Here is a 17252-nt window from a genome sequence, read left to right on the forward strand (position 1 = left end):
GCCGCGAGCTCCACCCGCAGTGGGCTCGCGGCCTGCCGTGGCGGCTCTACGCAGACCCGTCCGGGAACGAGTTCTGCGTCCTGCCGGCGCGGTCCTGAGCGGAGGTCAGCTCCGGCTCGGCCCGCGCGGCGAGAGATAGGTGAACGACGCCGAGGTCGTCGAGCGGCCCGCGGGTGTGGTCACCGTGACGCGGACGGCTCCCGCGCCGTGCTTCGGCACGACCACGGCGAGCAGCGAGCCGCTCAGGACCGTGACCTTGCTCGTGGTGACCGAGCCGAACGAGACGGTCGTCCGGCCGGCGACGAAGTTCTTGCCGGTCAGCACGGTGAGCGTGCCGCCGGTCGTCAGGCCGACGTTCGGCAGGGCGCTCTTCACCACGGGGAGCGTGCCGGCCGGCGGTGCCGTCACGGTGTGGCCGACCTGCGCGGACGAGGGGCCGTGGGTGTCGTCACCGGCGAAGGTCGCCGTGACGGTGTGGGCGCCGGCGGCCAAGGTCGACGTGCTCAGCACCGCGGACCCGTCGACGAGCGGGACGACGACCGGTTCGCCGCCGTCGACGACGAACGACACGGAGCCGGTCGGCGTCGCCGCGCCGGTGACCGTCGCGGTGAACGCGGCGGGCGCCCCGGCGGCCGTCGAGCCGGTCGGACCGGTCAGCGCCAGGCTCGTCGCGACCTTCTCGTAGGTGTAGGTGGCCGGTGCGCTCGCCTGGCCCTGCGTGGTCACGACCACGTCGACCGGCCCGGCGGCGTGCGCGGGCGCCGTCGCGACGAGGGTGGTCGGCGCCTCGACCGCGACGGTCGCGGCGACCCCACCGAACGTCACGGTGCTGTCCGGGCCGAACCCGGTGCCGGTGATCGTCACCTGCTCGCCGCCGAGGACCGTGCCGGTCGCGGGTGCGAGGGAGGTGATGGCGGGTGCGGCGGCGCCGGGGACGTAGTCGACCACGGTGGCCGTCGAGCCGTACGTGGCGTCCCCGACGTAGTTGACGTCGACCCAGGGGTACGTGCCGAGGTCGACCGCGTCGAAGGTCACCGTGGCGTGCCCGTCGGCGTCGAGCTCGGCGTCGGCGAACGAGGTCTCCCCGACGAAGGAGGTGCCCACCCACAGCGAGCCCGTCGGGACACCCTCGCTGCCGGTCACGGTCACGTCGATGGTGAAGGGCTCGCCGAGCACCGGCGGGTGCGCGGCCGTCGCGACGATCGTGGCGGTCGCCGAGCCCTTCGCGCCCGGGTGGATGTCGATGTCCCCGACGCTGTCCCCCTCGGCCAGCACGACCGGCGTGGCCAGGCTCGGCCGCGTCACGCCGGGGGTGGGGGCGTAGAACGTCCGCACGATCGGGGCGAGGAACGCCGAGGCGGCGACGCGGTAGCTGCCCGGGGGCAGCAGGTTGATCGAGAACGAGCCGTCGCTGCCGGTCGTCGCACCGTTCTCGCCGTCGAGCGACCAGGCTCGCACGTTCGCGTTCGCGAGCGGTGCACCGTCGGGGCCGTACACGGTCCCGGTGACGGTCGCGCCCGCGAGGAGCGTCAGGTCGTCGAGCTGCACGGTCGTGGCGCCGGCGACGTGCACGAGCTCCGCGTCCTGCCACCTCGTGGTGCCCGGGTACGCGACGCCGACCAGGTTGTCGGCCCAGTCCGACTGCGCGGACACGGTGTAGTCGCCGTCGGCCAGTCCGGTGATCGCGTACGTCCCGTCGGCTCCCGTCGAGCCCCCGCGACCGCCGCCGGCCTCCGTCGACGCGTACACCTCGATGCCCGCGCGCGGGGTGCCGTCGGGCGCGAGGATCCGGCCCGAGATCGTGTTGCCACGAGCGAGCACGGCGTCGTTGAGCGACGCCGCCTGGCCGGACGCCAGGGGCACGACCGTCTGCGTCTCGTAGGTGCGCGCGTCGTCGTACAGCTCGGCCACGAACGGCGAGCCCGCGGGCGGCTCGAATCCGACGCGCCAACTGCCCGGGCGCAGGTCGGCGGCGGTGTACGTGCCGTCGGCACCGGTCGTGACGTAGGCCATCTGGAAGGCTGCCGACTGGAGCTGGACCTGGACGGCGGCGATCGGGTCGCCGTCGGTGTCGACGACGCGTCCGGAGAGGGAGCCGGCACGCTCGAGGACCGCGTCGACACCGGTGATGTCGACCGAACCGACCGTGATCCTCGTCGGGTTCCACGGCGCGGCGTCGTCGTAGGCCTCGGCGAGGAGCGGGCTGCCTGCCGGCGGCCGGAAGAACACCGTGTACGTGCCCGCCACCGTGATCGGGACCGCGTAGTGGCCAGACTCGTCCGTGACGTAGCTGCCCCACCCGGGGAACGGCGAGACCTCGACCGCGACCCCCACGGCAGGCGCGCCGGTGTCGTCGGTGACGGTCCCGGAGATCGTCCAGGGCCCGAGGTCGTCGGCGAGCGCGCCCGCCGGCGCCAGCGCGCCCAGGCCCAGGAGCATCACGAACGCGGTGAGGAACGCGGCGACCCGCCGGGCGGCGGTTCGGGACGGGGACGAGGTCATGCCTGGACTCCTTGGAGGTCGAGCGCCCCATGACAGGCCGGCGCGGACGAAACGTATCGGCTGTCGCCCTGGTCACGTGGGGGTTTTGCGAGGTTCACCCGACCGGACGTCATCGCGTGCCCGACGAACGCCTTGCCGGACCGGCGGAATGGGGGCAAGCATGGACAAATCCGACCGGCGCGCGAGCTCGGTCACCGGGCGCCGGGTGTCGACCGGAGGTTGCCATGAGGCTCGTCGCGCGTTCCGTCCTGACCGCTCTGCTCGCCGCCGCGGTGCTGGGGCTCGGGCTCCCCGCCCACGCCGCACCGCCCGGGACGGCCGTGCGGTGCGGGGACGTCCTGACGGGGGACCGCTACCTCGCCCGGAACCTCACGTGCCCCGGGGTCGCGTTCACCGTCGTCCCGCCCGCGACGCTCGACCTGCGCGGTCACACCCTGCGCGGCGGTGACGTCGCGTTCGCCGTGCAGGCCACCGAGATGGACGTGTTCCCGTTCGTGGTGCGCCACGGGCGGGTCACCGGGTTCGGGACGGTCGTGCAGAACGCGTCGGACGCGTTCGCGTGGGACGTGACGCTGACCGGCCTGCGGATCGACGGCAACGGCACGGTCGCGCGCGCCAACGACTGGGGCGGACCGGTCGTCGTCGACCGCTCGAAGGTCACGGACAACACGACGGTCTTCGCGATGGAGCGGTTCGCGGACGTGAACGTCACGCACTCCCGGCTGGTCCGCAACGACGTGGTCATCTCGGCGATCTCCGACGGCGGCCGGGCGGTGATCACCGACAGCACCCTCGTCGACAACCGCCGGCTCACGGGGTTCGTCGGCATCGCGAACCTGACGCTGCTCCGGAACACCGTCTCGGGCTCCGAGGAGGTCGTCTCGCCGAGCGGGTGGACGTTCGTCACCGCCGAGGGCAACACCTTCGTGGGCAACGACGTCGCGGTGAACCTGGGCTCGCTGCCCGGCAACGTCGTCGGCAACACGTTCCGGGGCAACGTCGTCGGCATCACGGCGTCCGCACCGAGCGGCGGGATCTGGGACGGGCCGGCGCAGATCGTCGGCAACACCCTCGTCCGCAACGGCGACGGCATCGTCACCGAGGACGGTGCCGCGGTCTCCCTCGGCGACAACCGGGCGCTGCGCAACTCCGGGTGGGGCATCAACGCGCCCGGCGCCACGGACCTCGGCGGCAACGTCGCCAGGGGCAACGGCCGCGAGCCGCAGTGCACCGGGGTCGTGTGCGTCCCCACCCGGAGCTGAGCGCTCAGGAGCAGGAGACTCCCACGCACTGCGGGCTGTTCCCGTTGCCGCTCGCCGCGTTGCCCCCGAGGTCGGTGACGCCCGGCGCGTAGATGCCCCAGCCGCTGTTCCGGGTCGCGGTGTTCCCACCGAGCGACGTGTTCGCGTCGGCCGCGTCGAAGACGATCGCGTCACCGTTGCGGTGCAGGACGTTGCCCTGCACGACGAGGCTCGTGGTCGCGGTGGACTGTCCGTGCACCCCCGAGCCGTTCCGACGGAACACGTTCGAGCTGATCGTGCCGTCGACGTCGCCGAGCTCCACCGCCTCGGTGTTCGTCGTGAAGGTGTTGCCCGTCAGGACCAGCTGCGGGACGAACCCGCCTGCGTCCACCGCGACGTCGTTGCCGCGGAAGGTGCTCGCGTCCACCGTGGCGGCGCCCATGAAGAAGAGGCGGACGCCCGCGGTGTTGTCGACGAACGACGAGCCGTGCACGTCGACGGCACCCTCGGTCGCGGCGATCGCGGTCCCGTTGCGGCGGAACGTCGAGCCCGAGACGTCGGCGAACGAGGTGTCCACCCGCAGACCGACGGTCGCGTCGCTGAACGTCGAGGCGCTGACCCACACGTCGGCGAACCACGAGGCGTCGATGCCCGTGCCGACGCGCTCGAACCGGCTGCGCGTGACGGTCGTGGCCTTGCCCCCGGAGAACGGCAGCTCCCCGGACGCGTCGACGCCCGTCCCGCTGTCGGTCACCGTGAGCCGGTCGACCGCGACCGTGCCCGTCCGCGGCTCGTCGACGGGCCCGCCGGTGTCGACCCCCGCGGACCACCCGGTGAGCGTGCCGTTGCGGATCACGACGTCCCCGTCCTGCGGGACGAGGATGCCGACCCCGGTGCCTGGCCCGCTCACCGTGTGGCCCTTGAGGTTGAGGGTGACGCCGGCCCCGAGGGTCAGGGCGGGCGCGGGACCGGTGCACGTCAGGTCGGTGGTGAGCGACGTGCTGACGGTGACGGTCGAGCCGCAGACCAGCGGTGCGGCGCTCGCGGGCGTGGCGACGAGGACGGCCGTGCCGACGAGGGCGGCGGTGGCCAGGACGGAGGTCGTTCGCATGGTGTGCTCCGTGGGATCGGGGCGTCCCCTGATGGGCGCACCCTCGAGGAGACCAGCACGCTACGCCCGATACACCCGGTATGTCCGTATCACGTCGTCGTCCCCACCTCTCCTCCCGTGCGAGCGGCCCGGCCCGGGCCGTCCGACCTGGCGCCGCGCGGCGTCAGACCTCTGGAGGGGGAGCCATGGGTTTCTACGTGAAGGACCTGTACGTGCAGCGCGTACCGAAGTTCCAGTGGCACGACAAGCTGACCAACCCGCCGACGATCCCCGAGACGTCGCCGATCATCCACATCGCGGCACTGTCGCCGCAGATCGCCCAGATCCGTTCCGGCGGGGGCGGGGGCGGCGTCTTCCTGCCCAGCGACGAGAACACGCTCTACACGATCCCGTCGTGGCTCACCCCGGTCGTGAACCCGGCCGGGCGCCTCTCGGAGGCGGACCTGCACGTCGTGCGGGAGAGCCTCGCCGCGAGCCTGCGGGCGGTCGAGCAGACGATCGACGGCCTCCAGGGCACCGCGGAGGACATCGCGTACGCCCAGTCCGTGCTCAAGGGCTGACCATGTCCCAGCCGTCCGGCGGTCGCCTCGCCCGGATGACCCGCACGGTGGTCGTCCGTGCGGCGGCGCTCGCCGGGCGGGTGGGCACCGACGAGCTCGCCGCCGTCCTCTACCGGTCCGGCGGGATCGCCGCCGACCCGCGCCGGGACCCCCGCTGGCCGCACCACCTGGTCGCCCTGGCGGAGCGGTCGGCACCAGGGATCGACCGGTACGACCGGTCCCGCGCCGAGCACTGGAACGGGTGGACCACCCCCGGGGTCGACACGTCCGCGCAGGTGCACAAGGTCTACGTGAGCCCCACGGTCGCGTGCCTGCCCGTGGCGCTGCCGGTCGTCTTCGCAACCGCGACCGCCCTCGACGTGCCGTCGTGGAAGGTCGGTGCCGACGCGGCCGGCCTGCACCGGGCGGACAAGATCGTGCTCTACCTCCCCTCGGCAGCGCGGGCCGACGCCGTCGCCGCCGCCCTCGCGCACGCCCTCGACGGGCTCGACGCGCAGGGCGTGCCCTTCACGTGGCAGGTCGGCGCGACGGGCATCGTGTCCCGGGGGCAGGACCGGGACCGCGAGAGCTGGCGGGCCGTGGTGTCCCGCGCGGTGGCGGGGGCCCTCGACGAGCACCGCACCCGGCTGGGCCCGGACGCCCCGCCCGGAGCCGTCGCCGACGCGGCGCTGGACGCGCTCGCGGACGCGTACGACGTGGTGACCTGGCGCCCCGGCACGCACAGGCAGGTCCTGGCATGAGCGCCCCCGAGGTGCGGTACCTGCTGCACACCGACGTCGAGGCGGTGCCGATGCCGGACCAGCACGAGGTGCTCGTCGCGCGGCGCGGCAGCCGCGTCCCGCCCCAGCTGATCTCCAGCGACGCGATGGCGCTGCTGGAGCGCTTCCGGGAGCCGTCGACGCTGGTCGACGCGGTCCTCGCGTACAGCGCGGACGCCGGTACCGACCCGATGGTCACGCTCGACGAGGCGTTCGGCGTCCTGGTCGCCCTGACCCGCACCGACATCCTCGTCGCGGACGGCACGGCGCCGGCACGCTCCCTGGAGGACCGGCACCGGGTCGGTGAGGTGGTCGGACCCGCGACGATCACCGGGCGCATCCGGGTGCTGCGGGACAGCGAGATCTGGCGCGCGGTGCTGGCGGACGGGACGCGGGTCGTCGTGAAGGTCGTCGACGACGAGCACCAGGGCCCGGGACTCGTGTCCCGCGAGCTCGCCGCGCTGAGCAGGCTCGACGGCTCCGTCGCACCCCGCCTCGTGTGGCACGAGCGGTCGTCGACCGGGGGGACGCTCGTGCTCGACGAGGTCGACGGCGACCCTGCCGACCTGGCGACGCTGGTGGCCGACGCCGACGGGCGCCGCCGGATCGCGACGGCCGTGCTCGACGCCTACGTCGCCCTGCACGAGCGCGGCGTCCTGCACGGTGACGTCCACCCGGGGAACGTGCTCGTCGGCGCCGACAGCACCGTCGCGCTGATCGACTTCGGTCTGGCCGGCACCGGGGGCGAGGCGCCCCCGCGTCCCGGTGGGGGCGAGTACCTCGACCCGGCCACCGCGGCGGCGCTGCGGACCGGAGCACCGACGCCCGCCTTGGACGCGGCCGCGGAGCAGTACGCGGTCGCGGCCGTGGTCTACCGGCTGCTGACCGGTGCCGCCCACCTGGACCTCGCGTGCGAGCGGGACGAGGCCCTGCGGCGGATCGTCGAGGACCGGCCGCGCCCCTTCGTCGCGGTCGGGGCGACGCCGTGGCCGGCGGGGGAGCGGGTCCTGCGCCGCGCGCTGTCCGCGGATCCCCGTCGTCGGTACCGGTCGGTGCGGGCGCTGCGGGACGCCTTCGTCGGGGCGGCCGTGCGACCGCGCACGGGTGCGCCGGACCTCGGCGACGCCCTGGCCGCGCTCGACGTCACCGGGCCGGTGTGGGCCACCGCCGACGACGCCCGGGCGGCGCACGTCGCCTGGTTCGCCGGCCGGGTCGCGATCCTCACCGGCGACCCGTTCGCGTACGACCTCGCGCTCGTCTGGGCGAGCCGCGCCGGCCACGCCGCGCCGCCCGCACCCCACCCGCGCAGCCCGCTCGCCCGCGCCCACCGCGCGCTCGCCGCGCACGCGCGGACCGGTCGGCCGGGACCGCTGCGGGTGGCCCGGGAGATCGCGGACCGGCTGCGCGCACATGCGCGCCCACCCGAGCCGGTCGACGTGCTCACCGGGGGCTGGGCGGGGCTGCTCCTGGCCCTCGAGTGCGAGACGCCGGCGCTCGCGCTCGTCCCGGGCGACCTCGACGGCTGACCGCCGCCGTCACGGCTGGGTGACGGTCGCGTTCTTGAGGTCCACGGCACCCTGCAGGGAGACGATCCGCCCGGTGAGCGTCGTTCCCCGGTCGACGCGGACGTCCGACTGCGCGAGCAGGACGCCGCGCAGCGTGGCCCCGCCGGAGACGACGGTCGTCGACTCGCTGACGAAGAAGACCTTGTCGGGCGACGCGCCGTTGATCAGGACGACCGAGGCGCCCTGCCCGAAGGTGAGCGCCGCTGCGGAGACGACGAAGACCGCGCTCGGGTCGCCGCCCGCGTCGAGGGTGAGCGTGCCGTCGATCTGCACCGGCGTCGCGGTGCGCCACGTGCCCGGCGTGAGCCTGCCGGCAAGGCTCGCCGGAGCCGGGCCGGTGGTGGGACGTGCGGCGATCGCCCGCTGGAGGGCCAGGGCGTCGGCCCTCGCGTTCACGGCGCCCGGGGTGTTCAGGTCGATGCTGCCGGTCACCTCGGCCGCCTTGATCCCCGAGAGGCTCGTCCCGGGGGAGACGGCGATGCTGCCGAGGACCGTGCTGTGGCTGTCGGCGTTGCTGATGCGCGTCGCCGCGAGGATCGCGTACGTGCTCGCGCGGCCCAGGGACAGGACGGACCAGGAGCCGACGCGGAACGTGTTGGCGGGCGACGACGTGCTCGCGGTGAACGCGGCGGAGGCGTGCTCCGGTCCGATCGCCATCGTGCCGGCGGCCAGCACGGCGACGGTCAGGACCAACGGCTTGCGCCACGTGACGGTCGAGCGGTCGCGGGCGGGGCGGCGCTCGCGCTCGTCGCCCGGCCACGACCACACGGCGAGCGCGACGGCGGCCAGCGTCGCCGACAGCCAGAGGGCCAGCGCTGCGGTGTTGCCCGTGCTGAGCCAGAGGCTGGGCAGGCCCACCCACCGGACCAGCAGGCGGCCCTGGCCGGTGACCTTCTCGCGGGTCAGGGTGGTGCTGTCCTGGTCGGCGTTCGCGTCGCCCCGGGTGATCCACTCGCCCTGCTGGTCGCCGGGGGCCACGATGCGGTGCACGACCTGCTGCTCGCCGCCCCCGGCGGCCGGGGCGCTGAACTGCACCACGGAGCCGAGCGGCATCGGCTCGGAGTCGGGCAGCGGCGTCGACAGCACGACGTCACCGGCCGTGATGGCGGGCCGCATCGACCCCGACTGGACGACGGACCCGATCCAGCCGAACGCGACCGGAAGGCCGGCGATGAGCGTCAGGGAGACGATCAGGACGAGGTAGGACCGAGCGACCGTCCCCAGGACGAGCACTGCCCAGCCGTCCCTGTCGAGGACGGCTGAGCGAGCGCTGTGCCGCCCGGTCCGGACGCTCGCTGAGGCGTCGCGCTCGGTGCGCGACGCGCTCAGGGCGTCGACGGTGGTCACGTGTTCTGCAGCTCCCACACCAGGTCGACGGACACCTGCGCGCCCTGCAGCGAGTCGATCTGCTGCTGCGTCAGGCCGGTCGTGTCGAAGTTCCACGAGCCGCGGTAGGTCTTGGTCTCACCGGGCGTGCCGGTGGTGGTCCAGCGTCCGCCGCCGCTCGCGTAGTCCTTGTTGATGGTGGACAGGAGGGTGAGCGTGGCAGGCGGCAGCGCGCCCGGGTCGGCGACGAAACCGGTGCAGCTGTCGAAGTTGCCGCCGGTGCCCTTCTCGACCTGGAACGTGATCCGGTCCGCGAGCAGGGGGTTCGACGAGGTGAGGTTCTGGGTGTACGCGCGGACCTCGCCTGCGACGGTCGAGCTGGACTTCACGACGAGGCAACGCTCGCCTGACTGCCCGGGAAGCAGGTTGGTGACGTCGAAGCCGGCGCGGCCTGCGTCGTCGTCGGTCAGGTTGACCTGGCCGGTGCTCCACTCGTTGCCCGCGTTGCGCGTGGTCGATGTGAACGCGGCTGACGAGCTCTGCCACACGAGCGCGCCCGCGGCGAGGATCGCGACGGGCGCGGCGGCGAGCGCCGCTGCGCGACGGACGGTATAGGAGGGTCTGGTCATCGGTGCTGCTCCTGGGTGCTCTGTCCGCGTGGACGGTGTGGGTCTGCGAGGGCTGACGGCTCGCGTCGTTATGTCAATTGGACAGGCGTCCATGACAAGGACCTAGGGACGTTGGTCCCTTCCCCCGCGGAGCGACGCGACCGTGCTGGTCAAGGCCCTGCGCACAGCCCGGATGTGGCCGGGATCACCGACCCGGGGTGGCGACGACGCCCGGGCGGGCGGCCTGGCTACCCTCGGACCATGCCCGCCAAGAGCACCCGCCAGGCGCGGTACGCCCGCCGCCGCCAGCGGCGCATGGCGGCCGTCGAGCACGACCTGCTCCCCGAGCAGTGGGTGGCGCTGACCACCGCATGGGGTGGCTGCGCGTACTGCGGGGTCACGGACAGGCCGCTGCAGCGCGACTGCGTGCAGCCGATCTCGCGCGGTGGGCGCTACACGCTCGGGAACATCGCCCCGGCGTGCGCGTCCTGCAACGCGAGCAAGTGCAACGACGAGGTCACCGGCTGGCTGCGGCGCAAGCGGCTCGACGAGCGGGCGTTCCTGGAGCGGCACGTCCGGATCCAGGCGGAGCTCGCTCTCCGCTTCACTGCGGGGGAGTGAACTGGCTCGCGGTGAACACCGCGCCCTGCGGGTCCCGGATCGTCGCCGTGCGTGCCCACTCGCCGTCCTCGGAGCCGAGCACCTCGCCGCCGTGCCGCGTCGCCAGCGCCACGGTCTCGTCCCGGTCGGCGACCGCGAACGTCACGTGCCAGTGCGCCGGCCGGCCGGCGTCCGCCGGAGCGAGCCAGCCGATCGCGTCGGAGAACCCCTCCGGGACGGAGACGCTCTCCTGACGCTCGTACAGGTCCGGGTCGGTGGTCGCGGCCAGGTGGTCGCCGTACCCGGGCACCCGGATCATCGTGGCGAACCCCGCGTCGGTGAACTCCCACCCGAGCACCGCCTCGTAGAAGCCGGTGGCGGGGTCGTCGGCGTGCAGGTCGCTGAAGTTCCACGTGCCGGGGGCGTTGACGAGCTGCGCGCCCAGCCGACGCTCCGGGCGCCAGAGGCGCAGGACCGCGCCGGACGGGTCGGCGATCTCTGCCCACGTCCCCCCGTCGCCGGCCACGGTCGGCCGGGTCGTGACCGTCCCGCCGGCAGCCTCGACCGCGTCGAGCACGGGCTCGAGCTCGTCGACGGCGACGTAGGTCTGCCAGCCGGACCCGCTGCCGCTGCCGATCCCGGCCACGTCCAGCCCGTCCACCTGCGCGATCACGTAGCGGTCCGGTGCGTCGAGCGGTGCCGCGTCGTGGAACGTCCAGCCGAGGACCGCTCCGTAGAACTCCCGTGCTGCCTCGACGTCGGCCTGCTCGAGGTCGACCCACGAGGTCACTCCGTGGGGATACGTCCGCTGCATCCTCCTAACGTAGGGAGCGCTCCAGCAGCGTGCACGAGAAGTCGGCGAAGTCCCGCTGCCCGACCGCCCGGAACCCGTACCCCTCGTAGTAGGTGCGCAGGACGGGGTTGGTGGTCCGGCAGTCGAGCCGGAACAGGTCCACGCCGGCGTCGCGCCCCCGGGCGGCCGCCCAGTCGAGCAGCGCCGTGCCGAGCCCGTGGCCGGCCGCCCGTCGGTCGACCATGAGCCCGTGCACGTAGACGGCCGGCGTCGGGTCGTCGCCCCAGAAGTCGGGATCGGTCCAGAGCAGCCGGACGGTGCCGACGAGACCGAGCTCGTCGTCGCGGACCACGTGCCACTCGCCCGCGTCGACCTGGGTGGCGACGCGCTCGCGGGGCAGCGACCCCTGCGGCCACTGCACCGTGCCGTGCGCGGCCATCCAGTCCTCCAGGGACCGGCGCAGCGCGTGGATGTCGTCGACGTCGGCCGCGGTGGCAGGGCGCGGGGGCTCGAAGCTCACCGGGAGAACGTACTCGTCGGGAGTCTGCCCCTCGATATGGTCCGGAGATGGGTACGCAGCGTCGCCGCTGGTCGAACCGGGTGCCGATCGTGGACGCGCTGCGCACCTACGACCGGCGGTGGTTGCGGACCGACGTGGCGGCCGGCGTCGCCGTCGCCGCGCTGATCGTCCCCAAGAACCTCGGGTACGCGGGGATCGCCGGGGTCCCGCTGCAGAACGGCCTGTACGCCGCCGCGGCCGGGGCGATCCTCTACGCGATCTTCGGGACCAGCCGGCAGATCTCGACCGGTCCCAGCTCCGGGCTGGCGGCCGTCGCCGCGAGCGCCGTGCTCGCGGTCGGGCTCACCGGGGCGCAGGTGGCGCCGTTCGTCGCCGGGATCACGCTCGTGTCCGGTGTCGTGTTCCTCGTCCTCGCCGTGGCCAGGATGGGCTGGATCGCGCAGTTCCTGTCCCGCGCGGTCGTCACGGGGTTCCTCTTCGGGGCGGCGATCGACGTCGTCGTCGGGGAGCTGCCCAAGCTCACCGGGACGAGCGCCGAGGGGTCGACGCCGCCGCAGGAGCTCTGGTCCTGGCTGGGCACGCTCGGCGACGTCAACCGCGCGACGGTCCTCGTCGGCGTGCTCGCCCTGGTGACCGTGTTCGGGCTGCGCCGCGTCGCGCCGCGGGTGCCGGGTGCGCTCGTCCTCGTCGTCGGGGGCTTGCTCGCCACCTGGCTCTTCGACCTCGGGGAGCGCGGGGTCGCCCTGGTCGGCGACGTGCCCCGCGGGCTGCCGGGGGTCGAGGTGCCCGACGTCGCGCTGCTGCTGGACAACGTCGCCACCGTCGCGCTGGCCTCCGTGGCGCTCGTGATGATCGGGTTCTCGCAGACCGCGGGGGACGCGCGCACGTTCGCCGCCCGGCACCGGTACCGCGTCGACATCGACCAGGAGTCGTTCGCGCAGGGGGCCGCCAACGTCGGCGCGGGCCTGCTCCAGGGCATGCCCGTCTCGACGAGCCTGTCCGCGAGCTCCCTGAACGACCGCAGCGGCGCGCGCTCGCCGGTCGCCTCGCTGACGTCCGGCGTGATGGTGCTGCTCACGCTGGTGCTGCTGGCGCCGCTGTTCTCCGGTCTGCCGACCGCCGTGCTCGCGGCGATCATCATCGAGGCCGTCGTGATGGGGATGATGGACGTCGCCGCGCTGCGCCGGCTCGCCCGGGTGCAGCGGTTCGACTTCTGGATCGCGATCGTCGCGCTGGTCAGCACCGTGCTCGTCGGCGTGCTGGCGGGGGTGCTCGTCGGGATCGGGCTGTCGCTGCTGTGGCTGGTCTCCGTGACCACCCGGCCGTCCCTGCCGCTGATGGTCCGGGAGCGGGGCACGCAGGTGTTCCGCGAGCTCGGGGAGCACCCGGACGACGAGGCGGAGCCGGACATCGCGGTGATCCGGATCGACGGCGGGCTGTTCTTCGCGACGGCGGACGCGCTGGAGGACCGCGTGCGCGAGGTCGCCGAGGCGAACCCCGGGCTGTCGGCGATCGTGATCGACTGCGGGGCGATCACCATCGTCGACGCCCAGGGCGCCGCGACCCTGCACGAGATCCTCGCCGTCGCGCAGGACCACGGCGTGACGGTCCGGCTGGCCCGGGTCAAGCCGTCCGTGCGCGCCACGCTCGCGCGTGACGGCGTCGTCGACCGGCTGGGCGCGGACCACCTGCACGGGAGCGTGCACCGCGCGGTCGAGGCCCACCGGGCGCAGACCCCGCCGGTGTAGGCGCTTCAGCCGAGCCACGTCCGCGCCGATGAGCGGACGTGAGCTCACCCGCGTCGAACGTCCGCTATCTGTCGTGGGCGACGATGGTCCTCGACGATTCGCCGGACGTCCGGGCGGCCGGCTACGCCGCGTCCGACGGTACCGACCCCGCTGTGTGGCGCGAGGGGATCGCGCGTGCGCTCCGGAGCATGAGCAGCGCCGTCGCCTGCGATGCCGTCTCCCATCTGGAGGCGCGAGGCGGGGCGGACTCGCGTCAGTTGCTCGTGGATGCCCTCACCGCGACGAGGTCGGGCCTGACGCCGGTGTGGATCCGCGGTGGCATCGGGACCCTGGACTGCGCCCGGCACCGGGCTGATCCCGACGTCCCGGTCCCGCCGGTGCTGCCGTGGTCCGACGAACCCGCTCCGGACGGCTTCGCCGAGCTGCTTTACGACGCCCTGAACCAGCTGATCGGCGAAGGTCGCCGTCGGGTGCAGCGGGCTCGGCGGGACCCACGGTTCGACCAGACCCCGGCACCCGGGACGGACCTGGTGGGGTGGGCCGACCACGAGGCGGCGCTCGTCGCGGAGCTGGAGACGGTGACTCTCGAGGACTGTCGCGAGTCCGCTCGCGGCATCGCCGGGACCGGCGTCGTCCACCCCGCGTTGCATCGACATCTGCAGCGCAACCCGGATGTGGCCTCCAGGCTGGCGGCGGGACTGACACCCCTGCAGCTGGTGCGGTTCGAGGCGGAGCCCGACCGTGGCGGGCTCGGCGCGCCCAGCCTCATCTGGCACCATCGGGAGCTCGCGGTCGACCTGCGGGTCCTGGTGGATGCCTCGGCTCGCATCGGAGTAGCGAGGCCGTACGACGCCGTTGCGCACGTCGTCTTCTCGCCCCACTCGTTGCGTCCTACCGACCCGGCACTCGCCTGGCCGTTGTTCGTCGAGCGGCCGGATCGGCTCGATGACGCCCTCGGCCTGGCCGTTCCCGAGGTGACGCCCACGCCGCATGAGCTGACGATCGCCCTCGGCATCCTCGAGCAGATGCCGGTGCTGCCGTCGCGCTACCTCCCGCTGGTCTCCCGTGTGGCAGTGGACGGTGCCGCCCGGCCGCGCGCCGCCGCGCGACAGGTCATCGAGCGGCACGGGAACCCGGTCAGGGTCGCTACCGGCGGTCTGGCGCACGGGAGGGCCGGCGTGCGCGCCTCGGCGGCATCGTGGCTGCAGCAGCTGGACGCGGTGCAGTCGCTGCCCGACGTGCGCCGCGCGGCGGCTGAGGAGCGCAGTGCCGCCGCGCGAGCGTCGATGCGGGCCGTGATCGACCAGCTGAGCCGCCGGACGGCGTCTAGTCGCCCGCGATGACCTTCGCCTTGGCCTCCGCGTACTCGGCGTCGTCGAGGTGACCGTCGCGGTGCAGCTGGCTCAGCCGCTCCAGGCGGCTCGTCACGTCGACGGGAGGCTCCGGCACCACGTACGAGGCGGTGGCCTGCTCCTGGCGGGTCCGCTGGAACGCCTCGCCGCCGTCCTTCGCGGCACTCACGGCGCCCTTGCCCGCCTCGACCGCACCCTTGGCGAGCGCGACGCCGGTCTCGCCGACGACGACGACCGCGGTGGCGCTCTTCGACGTCAGCGAGCTCTTCGTGGTGTCGCTCACGGGCAGCTTGCTGATCCCTGCCGCCATCGCGCGCTGCAGGTCCTTGGCCAGGCCGAGGCGCCGGAGCCGTTCGTCGATGGGCGCCTTCCCCTCCGAGGTGGACGGGCGGTCGAACGGGTCGTCAGTGGACACAGGGGGCCTCCGTGCTCGTCGTCGGTCGTCCATCCTCCACCACGCGGGCTCCGCGCGTTCGCCGAGAGGCGAAATCGGCCACCCGGTCGAGCGGACCGGCCTCGCTCTCGACCCCCCGTGCTAGTGTCCGCGTGAGGACGACTTGACCATTCCATGACCTTCGTTGATGACCATTGAGGACGCGGGCGAACCGCCCTCTGCGCCGAGCTGGACTGAAGGACGACGATGACCGACGCAGCCCCCCTGCAGCCCCCCGCACCTCAGTCTGCGTTCGCCCTGGAGGCGCCCGCCCCGGTCGCTCCGGTCGCGACGACGGCCGCCCCCGCGATGGCCCCGCAGATCCCCGAGGCTGCCCTGCCGGGCCTCGACGCCAAGGTCAACGCGTACGTCGACGGGCTCATGGCCGCCCAGATCGGGTCTCCCGAGATGGCCGGCAAGGCCGACGACATCCGCCTCATGGGCGACGCCGACATCCGCGCCGCCGCGGACACGTCGAACCGGCTGCTCCAGATGCCCGTCAAGGAGCTCCGCGAGGGCGGCGTGTCCGGCACGTCGCAGGTGAGCAAGTCGCTGCTGGACCTGCGCAAGACCGTCGAGAGCCTGGACCCCAGCGAGGCCACCATCGGCAAGAAGCTGCTCGGGCTCATCCCGTTCGGCGACTCGCTGACCGACTACTTCCGCCGCTACGAGAGCTCGCAGAAGCAGATCGACGCCATCGTCCGTGCGCTCTACAACGGGCAGGACGAGCTGCGCAAGGACAACGCGGCGCTCAACCTGGAGAAGCAGCACCTCTGGGACACGATGGCCCGCCTGCACCAGTACATCTACGTCGCGGAGTCGCTGGACACCCGCCTGGCCACGACGGTCGCGGAGCTCGACGCGAGCGACCCCGCGCGGGCGAAGGCGCTGCGCGAGGACGTCCTGTTCTACGTCCGGCAGAAGCACCAGGACCTGCTGACGCAGCTGGCCGTCTCCATCCAGGGCTACCTGGCGATCGACATCATCATCAAGAACAACATCGAGCTCATCAAGGGCGTCGACCGGGCCACGACCACGACGGTCGCCGCCCTGCGGACCGCGGTCATCGTCGCGCAGGCGCTGAACAACCAGCGGCTGGTCCTCGACCAGATCACGGCCCTGAACACCACGACGACCGGCCTCATCGCGTCGACCGCCAAGATGCTCAAGGAGCAGTCCGCGGGCATCCAGGAGCAGGCCGCCCAGGCGACCGTCGGCCTGCCGCAGCTGCAGCAGGCGTTCTCGGACATCTACGCGACGATGGACTCGATCGACACGTTCAAGGTCAAGGCGCTCGACTCGATGGCGACCACCATCGGCGTGCTCGAGACCGAGACGACGAAGGCGCGCTCCTACCTCGACCGGGTCAAGCGTGCGGACACCACGGACGTGGCCAGCGGTTCGCTCGACCTCGGCACGAGCTGAGTGGGCGCAGGCTCGGGTAGGCGCCACAGATGAGCTGGATCGACCGCCTGCTGGGGCGGCGTCAGGAGCCCGACGTCCCCGCGGCACCTCCTGTGCCGACGACGGCCGAGATCCTGGCGTCCGCGCACCAGGTCGAGCAGCAGATCGCGGGCAAGGTCCCGGCTGCGGTGACCGCGCGCGTCCTGCGGATCACCCGCACCGTCGACGACATGGCCCCGCGCCTCGACCGCCTCGGCGCCGGCAGCCGGCAGGCGCACACCGTCGTCGCGACCGCGACCTCCTACCTGCCCGAGGCCGTCGGCGGGTACCTGCGGCTGCCGCGCGACTTCGCCGACCGCCGCGTGGTGTCCAAGGGGAAGACCTCGCTGATGGTGCTGTGCGACCAGCTCGACCTGCTCGGGGTCACGCTCGACAAGATCTCCGACGCCGTCTCCCGCGAGGACGCCAACGCCCTCGTGGCGCACGGTGCGTTCCTCGCGGAGAAGTTCGGCGGCTCCTCGCTCGCGCTGGCCCCGGAGGCCGGCCTCGACACCCCGCAGGTGGAACGACCATGACGCTCGCCGCTGCTCTGGACGCCCTCGCGACGGTCGGCTCGACCGCCGGGCTCGACCGTGCGGCGGTCCGCGACGAGGGCGCCCGGCTCGCGGCCGCGGTCGCGGAGTCGATCCCCGGTGCGGCCACCGGCTGGCTCGCGGCCGTGGGCGCACCCG

16 protein-coding genes are annotated in these 17252 nt (G+C 73.5%); 9 read left to right on the plus strand and 7 right to left on the minus strand.

The window, feature by feature from the left end:
• Positions 1-105: 105 nt before the first annotated feature.
• Entirely contained in the window at positions 106-2502 is a 2397-nt protein-coding gene (locus tag CTE05_RS19555; RefSeq protein ID WP_146847973.1) for a carboxypeptidase regulatory-like domain-containing protein, read from the minus strand.
• Positions 2503-2726: 224 nt separating this feature from the next.
• Here CTE05_RS19555 and CTE05_RS19560 point away from each other — a divergent pair, with 224 nt between their 5' ends.
• Positions 2727-3764, plus strand: coding sequence for a right-handed parallel beta-helix repeat-containing protein (locus CTE05_RS19560; RefSeq protein WP_146847974.1), 1038 nt, complete (start codon positions 2727-2729; stop codon positions 3762-3764).
• 4 nt (positions 3765-3768) lie between these two features.
• Here the strand turns inward: CTE05_RS19560 and CTE05_RS19565 are convergent, their stop codons facing one another.
• A complete protein-coding gene (locus tag CTE05_RS19565) occupies positions 3769-4854 on the minus strand; it encodes a right-handed parallel beta-helix repeat-containing protein (RefSeq protein ID WP_146847975.1) in 1086 nt (361 codons plus the stop codon).
• Between the two features lie 185 nt (positions 4855-5039).
• Between CTE05_RS19565 and CTE05_RS19570 the strand changes: the two genes are divergently transcribed.
• The 3 genes from CTE05_RS19570 to CTE05_RS19580 are packed head-to-tail and all read left to right on the plus strand — an operon-like array spanning position 5040 to position 7698.
• Positions 5040-5414, plus strand: a complete 375-nt coding sequence (locus CTE05_RS19570; RefSeq protein ID WP_146847976.1) for a hypothetical protein — start codon at positions 5040-5042, stop codon at positions 5412-5414.
• Positions 5415-5416: 2 nt separating this feature from the next.
• Positions 5417-6154, plus strand: coding sequence for a hypothetical protein (locus CTE05_RS19575; RefSeq protein ID WP_146847977.1), 738 nt, complete (start codon positions 5417-5419; stop codon positions 6152-6154).
• Positions 6151-7698: an AarF/UbiB family protein gene (locus CTE05_RS19580; protein WP_146847978.1), complete on the plus strand. Its 1548-nt coding sequence runs from the start codon at positions 6151-6153 to the stop codon at positions 7696-7698. Before CTE05_RS19575 ends, CTE05_RS19580 begins: the two co-directional genes overlap by 4 nt.
• A gap of 9 nt (positions 7699-7707) precedes the next feature.
• Here the strand turns inward: CTE05_RS19580 and CTE05_RS19585 are convergent, their stop codons facing one another.
• Positions 7708-9084 (minus strand): ice-binding family protein, encoded by a 1377-nt coding sequence (locus tag CTE05_RS19585; RefSeq protein ID WP_146847979.1) that lies wholly within the window; start codon positions 9082-9084, stop codon positions 7708-7710.
• The gene (locus tag CTE05_RS19590) at positions 9081-9692 is read right to left on the minus strand and encodes a hypothetical protein (RefSeq protein ID WP_146847980.1); all 612 of its coding nucleotides are present in this window, start codon (positions 9690-9692) and stop codon (positions 9081-9083) included. The genes CTE05_RS19585 and CTE05_RS19590 overlap by 4 nt, the downstream gene beginning before the upstream one ends.
• Positions 9693-9932: 240 nt before the next feature.
• On the opposite strand from CTE05_RS19590, the gene CTE05_RS19595 reads away from it, so the two are divergent.
• The gene (locus CTE05_RS19595) at positions 9933-10292 is read left to right on the plus strand and encodes an HNH endonuclease (RefSeq protein WP_222595526.1); all 360 of its coding nucleotides are present in this window, start codon (positions 9933-9935) and stop codon (positions 10290-10292) included.
• Here the strand turns inward: CTE05_RS19595 and CTE05_RS19600 are convergent.
• Both CTE05_RS19600 and CTE05_RS19605 read right to left on the minus strand, forming a co-directional pair.
• On the minus strand, positions 10276-11085 hold the full coding sequence (locus tag CTE05_RS19600) for a VOC family protein (RefSeq protein WP_146847981.1): 810 nt from the start codon (positions 11083-11085) through the stop codon (positions 10276-10278). The genes CTE05_RS19595 and CTE05_RS19600 overlap by 17 nt on opposite strands.
• A 4-nt stretch (positions 11086-11089) precedes the next feature.
• A complete protein-coding gene (locus tag CTE05_RS19605; protein ID WP_246123772.1) occupies positions 11090-11584 on the minus strand; it encodes a GNAT family N-acetyltransferase in 495 nt (164 codons plus the stop codon).
• 47 nt (positions 11585-11631) lie between these two features.
• Between CTE05_RS19605 and CTE05_RS19610 the strand changes: the two genes are divergently transcribed.
• Both CTE05_RS19610 and CTE05_RS19615 read left to right on the plus strand, forming a co-directional pair.
• A complete protein-coding gene (locus CTE05_RS19610) occupies positions 11632-13332 on the plus strand; it encodes a SulP family inorganic anion transporter (RefSeq protein ID WP_146847982.1) in 1701 nt (566 codons plus the stop codon).
• Positions 13333-13910: 578 nt separating this feature from the next.
• Positions 13911-14675 carry a hypothetical protein gene (locus CTE05_RS19615; RefSeq protein WP_146847983.1) on the plus strand — a complete coding sequence of 255 codons (765 nt, stop codon included), beginning with the start codon at positions 13911-13913 and terminating at the stop codon, positions 14673-14675.
• Here the strand turns inward: CTE05_RS19615 and CTE05_RS19620 are convergent.
• Positions 14659-15099: an SHOCT domain-containing protein gene (locus CTE05_RS19620; RefSeq protein ID WP_146847984.1), complete on the minus strand. Its 441-nt coding sequence runs from the start codon at positions 15097-15099 to the stop codon at positions 14659-14661. The two genes, CTE05_RS19615 and CTE05_RS19620, sit on opposite strands and share 17 nt — an antisense overlap.
• A gap of 225 nt (positions 15100-15324) precedes the next feature.
• On the opposite strand from CTE05_RS19620, the gene CTE05_RS19625 reads away from it, so the two are divergent.
• Together CTE05_RS19625 and CTE05_RS19630 are read left to right on the plus strand one after the other, a co-directional pair.
• Entirely contained in the window at positions 15325-16542 is a 1218-nt protein-coding gene (locus CTE05_RS19625; RefSeq protein ID WP_146847985.1) for a toxic anion resistance protein, read from the plus strand.
• 29 nt (positions 16543-16571) lie between these two features.
• A complete protein-coding gene (locus tag CTE05_RS19630; RefSeq protein ID WP_146847986.1) occupies positions 16572-17096 on the plus strand; it encodes a hypothetical protein in 525 nt (174 codons plus the stop codon).
• Positions 17097-17252 lie beyond the last annotated feature (156 nt).

Origin of the sequence: Cellulomonas terrae (genome assembly GCF_007990265.1) — a bacterium.
GTDB lineage: Bacteria > Actinomycetota > Actinomycetes > Actinomycetales > Cellulomonadaceae > Cellulomonas > Cellulomonas terrae.